Genomic DNA, 14,355 nt, shown 5'->3' with positions numbered 1-14,355 from the left:
AACAATAATTACTTCCCGATACAAAAACCACAAAATACTGTAAACCAAAATGTTACAAAACAAAAGGAACAAATAAGGAACAGTCATTTTATGCTTACCCAGGTGTTCCTTTATGTGGAAAATCTGGCTTATTTTTTTTATAAAAAAGAGTTTTGATGGGGATTAAAATCATCCCTTAAAGTTCTGAAATGGAAAAACAGTATGCTTTTCCTTCTCGTGACATAATTTCTGTAAGGTTATCAATTTCATTTAACTTGCTGCCTACTCAAACGTAGCAACTTCAACTTCGAGTTAGCAATAATTGAGTTAAACAATGCAGGCGTCTGGGCAACTGGTAGAGAAGTGGGACTTTTAAGCTACGATTACAGGAAAAACGCACTTTACCAGTTAAATAAACAAGTTACCAATAATAACACTTTGGCATTAGATCAACATGGGCGACTTTGGTTAGGCAACGATGATGGTTTATATTGTTTTATAAACCATCAACTGAAGCAGGTTTATGTCAGTAAAAATAGAATTGTTAATCTTTCCGTTAAAAACGAAGTGCTGTGGATAGCATCTGATGGAGATGGTATTTTAACAAAAAAAACTACAGATTTTAATCCGCCGGAAGAATTTGTTTTACCTGCCAATCCAGAAAATACGGGCAAATTCATCTCTTCAATCTTCCAGGATACAGACAGTAGAATCTGGATAGGTACACTGCTCCACGGAGCAATTTTAGTTGAATCTCCAGCAACAGAAATATGGAGTTACAAACATTGGACAGGAGCGGACAAAGGCCTGCTAAATAAAGCAATCTTGTCTCTGAGTGAAGATAAAGATCATACGCTGTGGATTGGCTCAAATGGATATGGTTTATGTAATTTCAATCCGAAAAATGGCCATTTTAGAAACTATTCAACAAAAACAAGTCCTACCCTATCCAGCGATTTTATAACATCAATTCTAACTGCTGCAGATGGAGCAATTTGGTTAAGTACCTGGGGAGGGGGAGTATTGCGCTATAATCGAGCTCAAAATACTTTTGAACATTATAGGTGTATAAATCCGCAGACAAGGAAAGAAGATAAAAATACCTGGAAACTCTTTCAGGATAAACAAAATAAGAATATCTGGTTAGGCACTTGCCTTAACGGCGCAGTATACATTTTTAATCCAAATAAAAACCGCTTTGAAATTTTTGATCCAAAGCTAATTAACATCATAAGTTTTTTTGAAGATGAATATGGCCAATTGTGGGCCGGGACATACAATGCCCTGATTAAAGTTGATCAAAAGCATAAAAAACATCAATATTTCCCTACCGAATTTGCAGTTCGGAATATTAAGAGCGATGGACATAAAAAACTATGGATTGCAACAGAAGGAGGAGGATTACAATTATTCGATCCAAATAACAATACCTTCACAAGTTACACAGAAACAGCCGGCCTGGCCAGTAATACCACGTTTGAAATTATTGAAGACAAACAAGCTAACTTATGGATAAGCACCCTGGGGGGAATCTCGATCTTCAATCCTCAAAACAAACGGTTTAAAACCCTTAATGCAGAAAGAGGGTTACTCAGCAACGAGCTTTCGTATAATGCGGCATTAAAGTTAAGCTCTGGACAAATGGCATTTGGTAGTGTAATGGGCCTGAATCTCATCAATCCAGACAACTTTAAGAATTACAATAAACATCGGGATATATACCTGACTAATATTTCTATAAATAACCTGCCTATTGCCAGTCAACTACAATATGTTACTCAAAAAACAACAGCTAAAATCACCGCGATAAAAATCCCTTATGATAAAGCTACCGTATTGTTAAGCTTTGTCTCACCTAAATATTCAAACCATGCCAGCTGGTCATACGCTTATTATTTACAAGGCTGGGATAAAACCTGGAGTACAACTGGTAAAAACAGAAGCACTGTATATAATCGCTTAACCGAAGGAACTTATTACTTTAAAGTAAAACTAAGTGAACAAGGGAATATTGCCAATAATACAGAAACTTTGTTAACGATTATAGTACTCCCTCCTTTCTATCGTTCCTGGTGGGCTTATACATTTTATGTTATCTGTACAGCCGCCTTAATTTATGCAATTATCAGGTACCGTTCTAATCAAATACGCCAGGCATATGAAGTTGGCTTCGCCAAATTACAGCTTATCAAGGAAAAAGAACTGAATGAGAAAAAACTAAATTTTTTCACCAATATATCACATGAATTCAGGACACCACTTACTTTAATTATCAATCCTCTTAAAGATCTTCTGGAAAATTCTGACCATTTTGACGCGAAAACCGAATTGAATACCATGCTGAGAAACTCAAAACGGTTAATTAACTTAACAGATCAGCTATTGGGGTTTAGGAAACTTGAAAATCAGATACTAAAGGTTTACCCGATCAATTTTCATGAAATGTGTGAAGAGATATTTAAATGTTTCGATGTGATGGCACGTTCAAAAAACATTACGTATCGTTTTATTTCTCCTGACCAGGATTTGATATTATATGTTGACTATCAAAAAATTGAAATATGTATTTTTAATCTTCTTTCCAATGCATTTAAATATACTCCTATAAATGGTGATATAACACTTAAATTGGTGAACACGACAGACGAAGTAAGTGTTATGATAATTGATAATGGACCAGGAATATCAAATAAAAATGATAATCCCGAAAAAATATTTGAAAAATACTATCAGGCTGAAGATAAATTTGCTGGAGAGGGATTCGGTATTGGGTTACACCTGGTAAAAGAATTCATATCTGCACATCATGGATCTGTTTTTTACCAGAGAGATTCTGAACAACACACTGTTTTCACCCTTACACTGAAAAAAGGATCAGCTCATTATAGTAGTATAGAGCTCGTCAGCACCCCTCCAACCAGACAGATTTTATCCCTTGATGATATAAATCATGAAGATCCGGAGGAGCAACTCATAGATCAAGCAGACCTTACCTCTGCCAGTTTCATAACGGATAAAAAAATAATTCTGGTGGTAGATGATGATCAGGAAATTAGAAAATACCTTAAAAGGTTACTTCAAAACCAGTATACAATTAAAGAAGCAGAAGATGGAGAAATTGGTTTACAAATGATTAATGACTTTATGCCCGACCTGGTAATAGCAGACATTGTTATGAAAAACATGAATGGTGTGGACTTCTGCAGAAATGTCAAACATAATCATAAGCTGGAGCACATTCCGGTTATCTTGCTAACAGCTACTACTTCAGCCGACTATAAACTTATTGGGATAGAGTGTGGTGCCGACGATTATATTACAAAACCATTTGAAAATAAGTTTTTAATAGCACGTATAGATAATATTTTAAAAAATAAGAGTAAAGTTCAGAAATATTTTCTTGATACCATTACCCTCCATAAAAATTCAGATAAGGTTCCTGCAGATTTTAGTTCATTTTTAGATAAATGTATTGAATATGTTGAAATGCATATTAATGACAGAGAATTGTCTATTAGCGCTTTGGCACAAGAAACAGGTCTTAGTCATTCAGGTTTATACAGAAAAATTAAAAGCATTTCGGGTTTATCTATCAATGCTTTTATCAGATATATACGTTTGCGAAAAGCAGCTCTTATCTTATTAACTACCGAGGCCAATATCAATGAAGTTGCTTTCCAGGTGGGTATAAATGACATTAAACATTTCAGGACTCAGTTTAAAAAGGTTTTTGGACTTAATCCTTCTTCCTATGTAAAAAAACACAAAAACAGTCTTAACCCTAATTTAAAATCAGTAATTAACCGTTATCATTAGTTTTCCTAATCTTATAATATACCTATTGGTTATCATTCTTCTAACACCTTCAATAAAATATCGTACATTTCCTTTGGCTTAAACGGTTTCGATAAGACATTTGAAACCCCCATATTCTCCAGCCGTATGATAACTTCGTCCAGAATATCAGCAGTAAAAATGATGATCTTTGTTTCCGGGTAATTATTTTGGATATATTTAGCCAATTCATACCCATCCATGCCGGGCATGTGAAGATCAACGAGTACGATATGATAAATTTTATTCATCATCAATTCCAAAGCCATATAGCCATTTTCAGCCAGATCTGCATCAACACCAAAATTTTTAACCTGATTTTTTGTGACGAGCAGATTTATCTGATTGTCATCCACAATTAATAAATTAAAATGTGGTAAAGATGACGGCTCAATTGGTTCAGCCTCATCGGGGTCAATTGAGTTTTTCTCTAAAACTTTCCTGAAATTAATTTCAAACTCAAATACTGTACCTTCACCAGGCTTACTGGCAAGTACAATTTCGCTCTTAAATAATTTCAACAGTCCTTTCGTGATACTTAATCCCAGCCCTGTGCCTTGTTGCTGACGGTGGGGTGATTGCTCCACCTGGTGGAATTTATCAAAAATAATGTTATGAAAATGTTCAGGGATCCCAATACCCGTATCTGCAATCCGAAAGAGAATCTTCACAAAATCTCTTGATTGTTCAACTGTTTTAAGTGTGATATTTATTTCTCCTTTTTCCGTGAATTTAATTGAATTTCCAATCAGATTATTTAACACTCTGGATAACCTCAGTTCATCTGCCCATAGCATCGAAGGGATTTTTTCATCGCAATGAACATTTAACTCGATTTTTTTAGCTTTAATCAGGGGAAGAAATTGCATTTTTATTTGCTGAACAAGATCTATGAGGTTAGTTTCTTTTTCATTTAATTCCATCTTTTTGCTATCAAGTTTCTCCAGGTCCAGAAAATCATTCACCAGCTGCAACAGGTGATCAGAAGAAAAGCTAAGCTGCTTAATGTATGATGCAGTTTCCTTATCTTTAAGAGCAATCTGGTTTAAAAGGTTACAGATACCAATGATACCATTTAAGGGTGTCCGAATCTCATGACTCATTATCGAGAGGATTTCTGTTCTCTTTCTGGCCACTTGTTCTGCGAGGTTTTTCGCTTCTATCAATTCCAGCCGATCATTATTATGACGGGTAATATCTTTTAGTATTCCGCGGAAAAACCTTACTTTTCCTGATTCTATGACTGGTATACCTGAAAGTCTAATCCACTTTTTCTGTTTATGGCTAGTGACCAGTTCCAGTTCCAAATCAAAGGAGCTAAGATGATCATAACTATTTCTGAGTGTACGTAACAGGAAAAGTTTCTGTTTAGCCTCAAAAAAGTCCAATAACTGTCTATGACTAATACCTTGATGATGCACTGATCCTGTGATATCATGGATCTGCTTGGTTACAATCAGATCTTTATTGTTTAAATCATATTCCCAGCCACACATCTTCGAAATATCCAATCCAATCTCCAGTAAATTATTGATCCGCTCCATTTCAGTAGCATTAAGTTTCAATTGATCACTCAACCTTTTCTCTACAGTGATATCTTCGATCTCACAGATTATTCTTGCTTCAAAACGAGCAGAATATACTTTCTGAAATTTCGCACTGAACCAATTTACCTTAGAACGATCAGGATAAATACATTCTTGCTTTTCCCCTGTAACCATCAATTCTTCTATAGTTGAAGCAAAAATGCTTCCTAAATCAAAAAATGCTTTACTCAACTCTATGTCAGTAAGAAATTCCAGAGGAAGAAAACGTCTGGTTTTATCTTTTATCCACATTCTTTTGACCACAGCCTGTTCAGTAAGTTCAAAAATTGCACCGTCTAGTGAATAGGTTAAATTGCTAAATATTGTCTTTTTGTCCTTACCCGGAATCAAAGCATCTAATTTTTTCATTTGCCGGGCTTGATCTGCAAGCAATCCCTTTAAAACAGACAACGTTAATTCAACTACGGCTTTTAACGGACTATCGAATTTGCAAGTATGAATTAAATAAATCGTCCATGATAAATTGTTGTCAATTTTGATTCCGCATTGTAGTAAGTGAAGACTTTTAAATTCGAAAACATTTACCTCCTCGTTCTCTGCCATCATGGTATTTTCTAAGTTGACAGTTTCGATGGTTGAAGAAATTTGAACTATATAATCCTTGTTCCTGTCTTCATGACTGATTAAAACGACAGTGCTGCTAGTGGTATATTCACCTAATTCAAAAAGTATTTGTTTAATAATACTCTTTTCTGATCCATAGCTATAATAAGCATCCTGCAGCTGTAGTAATTTGTCCAGAAAGGCCATTTTAGCGTCCGGCTGATTGGGATCATTCACAAAATATTTCATATCGTATAATTTATACAGTAATGTTTTAAAGGTTATGATTGCTACTGAACTGTTAGGCCCCTTAAAGAATAGCTACTTTACTGCTGTTTCTTTAAATCTAAAAGCATATTCCATCTATTCTTTATACGCGATCCTATATTATAATCCCTAATATTTCTCCTGACAGCAGATGAGTTTTCATGAAAGAAATTCAAACAGCGATAAGAGATATTATTTTTTATATGGAAGCTTTTCAATCTTCCATATTCTTTATAATTGTGAAGTTTTGCACCGTACTTATTGATGATTCCATGCCACTCATCTTCAGGATTCACACCTAATTTGGTGTATAACTCACCTCCACCTACCGGAAGTGTATGCTTCATAACCACCGAATCAAAAATTATTAACTTATCTTCAGGATACCCTAATAATTTAGACCACACTGAATCCATCCCCCAACTGGAACGGTTATCTATAAAACTAGGAATACAAATTTTGAGCGCATCTCTATGGAATAAAGGAGCCATTACTTCTATTTGTCCAACAAATCTTAAAAAACAATTTTGATGTCGTTTAAATATTGGCCAGCTGCAATAAGAATCTAATGACAAACATGCCTGTGAGATGCTCGCTCCAAACGTTTTAGCCAAAATGAACATTTGATTGATATCTTTGGTTGTGATCTGGATATCATCATCTAAAAAATAGAAATACTCATACTCATTCAACCATTCTGGTCTGATGTTGACCAATAGTTCATACAACATCGCATATTTGAAATTCTTCAGATGAAAGAAAAAATCAACACCCCTATATAAATCGGGATGATCAATCTGGTTATGATAAAATAAATGACAAATATCAAAATCTTTTTCAGACTCATCCTTTAACCAGGCTTCTCTGAATAAAAATGATTTATTTCCGCAAGGTGCTATTACAATGTTTTTTCCTCTCATTTGTTCAATCAAATGTTTAACAATACAATAGGCGGCAGGTTGGAAAGAACTCATTTCCACACCCGCCACCTAAAGAGAACAAGTACTTATTTAAAACGCAAAACCAATGCGGACACCAGTCATAATACTTGGATTAATCTCTAAAGAATTTCCCGAAGATTTAGCTACCGAGCTGGTTGTATTTCCAGCTATAGTGGTCGAAGTATTCAATTTACCAGCAGCCTCGTAGTTGAAACCAAATCCGGCTTCTTATTTTGATGTATTCGATTCACCATACCGATGTAACTCAATAACCTCTGGATTAAAAATTACTTAAGTAACTGATCCAGTTCTTGTCTCAATTTAGGATCCGAAGGTCTTTTTGCATCTCCAGATACAATTTTGCCGTTCGGGTCAATCAGTATAAATCTTGGAATTGAATTGACATTAAATTTCATCATAAAGTCAGATTTAAAATCTTTGTCTGCCAGTAACTGTATACCCTGCAGCTTATTATCTTTAACATAGTCATGCCATTTGGCCTGATTTGCCATTTTATCTACTGAGATACTCACAAAGTGTATGTTTTTGCCCTTATAGTCCTCCTCAACTTTAGTCAGGAACGGAATTTCCATTTTACACGGGATGCACCATGTAGCCCAAACATCAATGTATACATATTTTCCACGCAAGCTTTTTAAACTCACCTGTCTACCATCTGCATCAGCATATGCAAATTCTGGCGCCAGTGTATGAGAACTCATAGCTGTATAATTGCTATATAGTTTTTGTATATCGGCTTTGTACGTACTTTTTGTCACTACACCCATAAAGTCATTATATACTCTCTCTATTTCAGCCTTGTTATTTTCCAAATTCATAATAATTTTTCCAGTCGTTGTGTAAAGAAGGTATTCTCTAATAAAAGGGTCATTAATTTGTGCACTAATCACTTTCAGTATAACTAAATCCTCATTATCTCCTAAGCTATCGCATTTTGTAACGCTTGCTAGCTTTTTAAGGTAGCTGTCTAAGAACTCTCGGTATGAAGCCGACGTTTTGAATAAGGCGCCCTGATTGGGGTCTGTATATTTACTTTTCAAACTGTCAAAAAAGGAATATTCATCCTTAGTAAAATATTTAAGGTGTGATGCTATCAGTAACGAATCGAGTCGTTTATCCTTATCAGGTGTATTTAAACCATTAAAAACATAATCAAAATATTTTTCCTGCCCTACAGAGTCCAGCCCATAATTCATCCTGTAATCCGTCAGTTTTTTGTAAGTGTAAAACTCAACATCTTCTCTTTTCAGGTTTTTTAAGGTTTGGTTTTTTTCGCTATCAATTTGTGCATTCATTGCAGCTTTAAAATCGTTAATCTTGCCCACAAAAACATCCAGTGGAATCTCGTAAGCCTTGAATAGCAATTGACCATTGGCCATAGGGAGATATTTCTTCAATACCACTTCTTTATTTCCCACCAGGGAGTCTGAAAGTTCTGATTCAGGTGTCTGTGCGAAACTGCCAAGAGTCAATAGCATTAACACGCTGGTAATTAATTTAATTTTCATATTTGTCGTTTATTTACGATTAAGTTCTATTTCGGATTAAACATTTGTATCATTCACACCGGGCCTCCAAATGTTTCTACTTTTTATTTTATTCATTGGTATATTATCTTCCATTTTGAATCATCAAAGGATTATTGGCAATAATAACAGGCGCAAAAGGCATTAAGTACCTTGGGGATCCGGCTGGTAAGGTGGTCAGGGATGTTCCATCAATATCGGACAGCCGCTCCAAATCTTTTTTAAATTTCCCTTCCCGGTTCAGCCTTTTCAGATCAAACAGGCGTACCCCACCCTTAAAAAACAACTCTCTTCTTCTTTCCTCTAATACCAAAGTCAGCGCATCTTTATTCCCATCCGTTTTTAGCAGTGTATAATCAGCTGGCTTGTAGCGGTACTTGCGCAAAGTATTGACAAGGTCCAGAGCACCCGCCTCATCTCCGCTTCTGGCCAAACATTCGGCCTTGATCAGCATCATTTCAGGCACGCCTATGCTGTAATTAAATTGCATAGATGTACCACCGATATCCATGTAAGTTTGATAGTCACCTGGGGGATTAAAACAATTGGTGAACCTTAGGTCATTATTGCCCAGTAGTCCCTGGAGCTCTTTGCTGGCGTTAATGGTCAAAAAATAATTGTTGTAAAAATCCACATCCATACAAACCCTTGCCAAAAGAATTTCGGGATTGCTCTGCTGATCTTTTAAAGTCATATATTTTTGTTGGGTTCCATAATCCAGCAATGTACTTTTAATCTTTAGCGCAGACTCTGCAGCCCCAAGTGCTTTTTCGTAATTACCCATATACAGATAGGTTCTGGCCATCAGGGCATAAGCAGAAGCCTTGCCTGGATGAATCACATCTACACCAAATTCGGGTAAAGAAACACTGCTCACCGCTACATTCAGATCTGAAAGGATCTGGTCATAGACCTGTTGTACTGTGGCTCTTACCGGCCTGGCATTTGCATCCGGGTGCAGGATAAGCGGTACTCCCAGGTCTTTGGCTGCACTGGCAGACTGATAATCCAGACCATAGAGATTAACCAGCTGCAAGTAATAATAGGCCCTATTGATCCGGGCCTGCGCATTGACAATTTCTTTACGCTGAGCCGTTCCACCCTCTGCGTTTCCAATATTATCCAGAATGATATTCATTTGCAAGATATCCTGGTAACTCGTATTATACATTAAATCATTGTCTGAAGCAGACCACACCGTGTTGGCCCAGAGGTAAGCGTTCACATAAGACTGACCGGCGCCTCTCATAAGTACCCCTTGACCTAATAAAACATCATCACTCACCAAATCGGAAATTAGGTAATCCGGTGTGGCAAGGCTGCTGCTATTGAGCATCGCCTCAAAATCTTCAACCGTACTCACATTTAAGTTTATGTTATCCGGACGCACATTTAGAAATTTCTTGCAGCCACTCATACAGATGATCAGTAGCGCTAGAGAAAGGTAGTATGGGGCTCGATTCATATAGATCATTATTAAATTCTATGGTTAAAAACTCATGTTAACTGTTAAACTATACATCCGGGGTACAGTTATACCCACTATCCCTATATTGCTTACGACTTGCGGATCAACGTGCAAATTATTTTTGGTCCATAACGCTACGTTATTTACCTGCGCCGAGAGGGTCAGCGATTTAATGAATTTATTTTTCAATACTTCATTTGGTGCACTGTAGCCAAACTGGATCTCGCTCAAACGCACATTGCCGGCAGACATAATGCTGTTACTGGAATACTGGATGATCAGTTCACGTACTGAGTTATAGGGGGCAACCCCTGCAACATCAGTGGTGTTTTCATCACCAGGTTTCTTCCAGCGATCTGCGATAGCGATACTGTTGTCATTGCTACCATTAAGCGCCGGCATATACCTTCGCATCACATTTCCCAGGTAAAACATCATCCTCATACTGGCAAAAAAGTTTTTATACTGCCATTCCTGGATCAGCCCTCCGGACCAGGGAGCTGTACCAGGTCCACTATCTACCAGCGAAAAAGAATTATTTCCAAACCCTGGATCTGCCACAGACACCTTTTTCATCGCTGTATTGTACACCTGCGGATTGCCCCCGGCATCCAGCCCTGCCCATGGAAAACTCCAGAGGCTACTCATACTGGAGCCATTGCGAATAGCAGTCGTATAAGCAGAAGTAAACGAAAAATTAACAGGGGGTACATCAAGGGCCTGGTTAACATTATAAGCTCCATTAAGGGTTACTGTATAACTAAAACTACTATTTTGAATCACCTTTGCACGTAATGCCAATTCTAATCCTTTGTTTAAAATGTTACTGTAGACCAGTTGGGAGCTCAGTCCGGTAGCGGGATCAGTAGGCAATGTTCCGCTGCCTAGGCCAGCTATGGTTTTGTTGTAATAGCGCATATCTATGCTGAAACGGTCTTTGTCAACGCCTATTAATACATGAGCTTCTTTGTCTTTCACTGAAGGGGGCAATATTCCGGCAATACTGGTTACCGGAATGTTAAACCCTCCACCCGGGGAAAGCGAACCAGCTCCCATTACAATGGACTGCGCCTGATAAGGATTGATGTCCACCAAGCTTAAATCTGCCTGAAGGCTGCTGATCCAGGGAACATTAAAGTACTTCTCCCGGCCGATGTTATAAGATAAACGGCCATTCCACTGGCCTTTATTCGAAATTGAATTGAGGCTGTAATCCAGCATCAGCTCAATGTTGTTATTGGAAAAACCCGCATCCAGCCTGCCACCATAATTCTGGTTCTTTTGACCGTTCATCTGTGAAGGATTGAAACTAGCAACAGTTATCCCCCCATTCCCCCACAAAGGCTGTTGAATCACCGAAGCACCGATCTGTGCAGCTAATTTGGCCACCTGCACTGCTGAGGCTTTAGCGGTTAATTTTAAATTACTGATCCAGGGGATCTTAAAAAACTCTTCTTTATTGATCTGCCAGGAACTGGATACCGAGGAGCTGGAAGTGGTAGCATAAGCCGGGTCATGCCCAAAATTAGGAACCATGCTAGAATAATAGGTGCCCTGAACCGAATAACGGCCCAGGTAAGTGTATAACAGGTTCGCGTTCAAATTCACGTTACGCGCATAGGTTCTACTGAACTGGCCCGGAATTACAAGTTGCCCCGGATTCATAGAACTTCCCGAAAAATTTATAATCCTCGTGCTGTCATTTCCAAGCACAGGAAGTCCTTTGCCGGTTTGGCGATTATAGCCATAAATACTAGCATTCGGGTCACTTTTACCCTGCTGATCACTCAGCCCTGCATCAATACTTACCTTCAGCTGGTGTATACCACCAAAGATGCGCTCAAAGTTCAGCCCTGAGTGCATATCGTATTTATTAGTACTTGAACTCGTTTTCTGAAAAATATCCCCGTACGGTAAGTAAAAATCAACACCCGTAACGTCCCCATTACTATTGGTAACCGCGCTTCCATACTGGTTAACCAAATTCCGTACATTGCTCGAGGCCGCTCCCTGTAAACTCTCCGTATTCATTCCGGTCATGACATATGTAAAACCAGTGTACCAATTTAATCCAGGGGCAAGTTGCCAGTTCAGATTTAAATTAGAATTGATGCCTAGCATTTTACTCGTATTACTGTTGCTGCGAAGGTCTTCTAATGGATTTACACCACTATCATAATAACCAGCCTTGAGCATCGCACTATTCTGTTGAGGAGTAACGCTGGTATAATTGTATACATACCTGCCCTGGTTATCGAGCAGCAATTGATCAGGAGGCAGATTACTTCCATTACTACTTGGGGTACTTATTTTTTTGTCGCTGCTCAGATTTGCAATCCAGGTGATTTTTAATTTGTCCTTTAAAAGCAAGAAATCATTCTTTAGGTTTAGCCCCATATGCTTACTGCTCGTTCCTATATTTTGTGAACCAGTAACCCCATACACCCCGCTGGCATTAAAGTGATAAGCCTTTGTTCCGCCAGAAAGGGAAAGAGAATGGTTTTGCGAAAACGTACTTTGCTGCAATAACCTCAACTGGTCCCGGTTAGAGATCCTGGATAAAGAATCCCACTTAGTTTTCAACACCCCTTCGGTAATCAGATTTTGGCTCAAATTATATAAAAGCTGCTTCGCAGGACTAAAACCTACAGGCAAAGAACTAAGACTCCCATAGTCTATAATATTTTTATCATAGACTTCCCTATCATAGTCTAACACCTGGGCTGAGGAGGCCAATCTTAATTTAGCTGCACTGATATCCGGCGGAGGAGAAAAGTAGAAATTGGAGCTGTAATTGATCTGGAGCGCACCTGCCTCTGCTGACTTAGTTTTGATCAAAATAACCCCACCTACTCCGGCGGAGCCCCATTTTAGGCATTCTTCCGGATCTCTGATTACTTCTACCGAAACTACATTATTCATCGGATAATTGGCAGGAAAGCCTTCTTGTGGAAATCCATCAATAACAACCAGCATTCCGGCGGTATTCCCTGCAAAACCACTCGCTCCCCGGAGTTCTGGTACAATCATATTATTATTAGTTGTTGTTGTTGTTTCAACAGTACCAGCATTTAAAGGACTAGCCAAATACTGCCTAAAGCCATCACTAGTCGCGGGGAATCCATCCACCCCCCCCATTCTAATAAAACTCTGAAGATCAATCACTAAACTACCTATATTAAGAGTACTCGCTACAGTAGTTTCACTTCCTTGTTTTAACGTCAGTCCTGGTACACCGCCTTCCAGCACCTGGGCAAGAGTCTCGTGCTCCCGGTGTGCCAGATCTACCTTAGTACCTATAGTTTTACTCCCCGCAATACCCACTTCCAATAACTCGCTAAGGGCAGGCTTCATTGTAATTACAGCCTTTGCAAGAATAGCTTTTACAGCTATCTTTTGGGTTAAGTAGCCTATAAAGCTAAAATTAACCACCGCATTCTCATCGGGACATTTGATCTCAAAGTACCCCTTGTTATCAGTAACACCTAATACTTTTCCACTTTTGAGCACAATCGACACGCCTGGAAGCGGCTCTCCTTTTTCATCGACTACACTGCCCTGGACAACAATGGCTTCAAGCCGTTCTATGATCCGGGAAATTAATGAAGGTGCTTCTAAGGCCTTTTTCCTTTCGGAAAGTGTGACTGTATTGTTTTTAATCACATAAACGATTGGTTGCGCTCTGAAAATTTCTTCCAGCACATTTACAAAATCCACATTGTTAGCCTTTATATTTACAGGTTTAGATTTTGCCAGCAAATTGTCGGTATAAATAAAATTGTAACCGCTTTGCAGTCTAAGTTCTTTTAATACAGTCTTTAATGGCGCATTTGATTTGGACAGTTTAATCTTCTGTCCAAGTACAGCTGCACTCACCTGCATGAGGCTGATTATTAATATGACGGTGGTTAATCGCATAACTAACAGTATTTTACAGACATACTTATCAGGTACGCCCAGTTTATTTGTGCAAAATTTGTACATTTGGGTCAGTTTGGTTAAGCAAGGGTCTTAAGTTTCGAAGCGCAGACTCTTACTGATGAAGTTGATAAATTTATTTATTGATGCCAGACAATAACCAGGGGTTAGTTAACATCTCTGGTTATTTTACCTTCAAAACTGGCTAAGGGTTATCTTTGTAGCTGTATCACCATATTAGGTTGTTGGTT

Annotated in this window: 7 protein-coding genes; 2 read left to right on the top strand and 5 right to left on the bottom strand. The window is 38.1% G+C overall.

What is annotated here, in order from left to right; all coding sequences use genetic code 11:
* Positions 1–417: 417 nt before the first annotated feature.
* On the top strand, positions 418–3,795 hold the full coding sequence (locus HDF25_RS05365; protein WP_184623551.1) for a response regulator: 3,378 nt from the start codon (positions 418–420) through the stop codon (positions 3,793–3,795).
* A gap of 32 nt (positions 3,796–3,827) precedes the next feature.
* On the opposite strand, the gene HDF25_RS05360 is transcribed toward HDF25_RS05365, so the two are convergent.
* The gene (locus HDF25_RS05360) at positions 3,828–6,212 is read right to left on the bottom strand and encodes a PAS domain-containing hybrid sensor histidine kinase/response regulator (protein ID WP_184623549.1); all 2,385 of its coding nucleotides are present in this window, start codon (positions 6,210–6,212) and stop codon (positions 3,828–3,830) included.
* Between the two features lie 77 nt (positions 6,213–6,289).
* Complete coding sequence (locus tag HDF25_RS05355; protein ID WP_184623547.1) at positions 6,290–7,150, bottom strand: hypothetical protein; 861 nt, start codon at positions 7,148–7,150, stop codon at positions 6,290–6,292.
* A gap of 106 nt (positions 7,151–7,256) precedes the next feature.
* Here HDF25_RS05355 and HDF25_RS25815 point away from each other — a divergent pair, with 106 nt between their 5' ends.
* Positions 7,257–7,379, top strand: coding sequence for a hypothetical protein (locus tag HDF25_RS25815; RefSeq protein WP_260409325.1), 123 nt, complete (start codon positions 7,257–7,259; stop codon positions 7,377–7,379).
* A 79-nt stretch (positions 7,380–7,458) separates the two neighbouring features.
* On the opposite strand, the gene HDF25_RS05350 is transcribed toward HDF25_RS25815, so the two are convergent.
* From HDF25_RS05350 to HDF25_RS05340, 3 genes are all read right to left on the bottom strand, one after another.
* On the bottom strand, positions 7,459–8,700 hold the full coding sequence (locus HDF25_RS05350; RefSeq protein WP_221450862.1) for a TlpA family protein disulfide reductase: 1,242 nt from the start codon (positions 8,698–8,700) through the stop codon (positions 7,459–7,461).
* 103 nt (positions 8,701–8,803) lie between these two features.
* The gene (locus tag HDF25_RS05345) at positions 8,804–10,183 is read right to left on the bottom strand and encodes a RagB/SusD family nutrient uptake outer membrane protein (RefSeq protein ID WP_184623545.1); all 1,380 of its coding nucleotides are present in this window, start codon (positions 10,181–10,183) and stop codon (positions 8,804–8,806) included.
* A gap of 24 nt (positions 10,184–10,207) precedes the next feature.
* Positions 10,208–14,104 carry a SusC/RagA family TonB-linked outer membrane protein gene (locus tag HDF25_RS05340; RefSeq protein WP_184623543.1) on the bottom strand — a complete coding sequence of 1,299 codons (3,897 nt, stop codon included), beginning with the start codon at positions 14,102–14,104 and terminating at the stop codon, positions 10,208–10,210.
* Between the last annotated feature and the right edge of the window lie 251 nt (positions 14,105–14,355).

This window comes from Pedobacter cryoconitis, from assembly GCF_014207135.1.
GTDB lineage: Bacteria > Bacteroidota > Bacteroidia > Sphingobacteriales > Sphingobacteriaceae > Pedobacter > Pedobacter cryoconitis_D.
The sequence above is the reverse complement of the archived record's forward strand: the minus strand, read 5'-3'. Positions and strand labels throughout refer to the sequence as shown.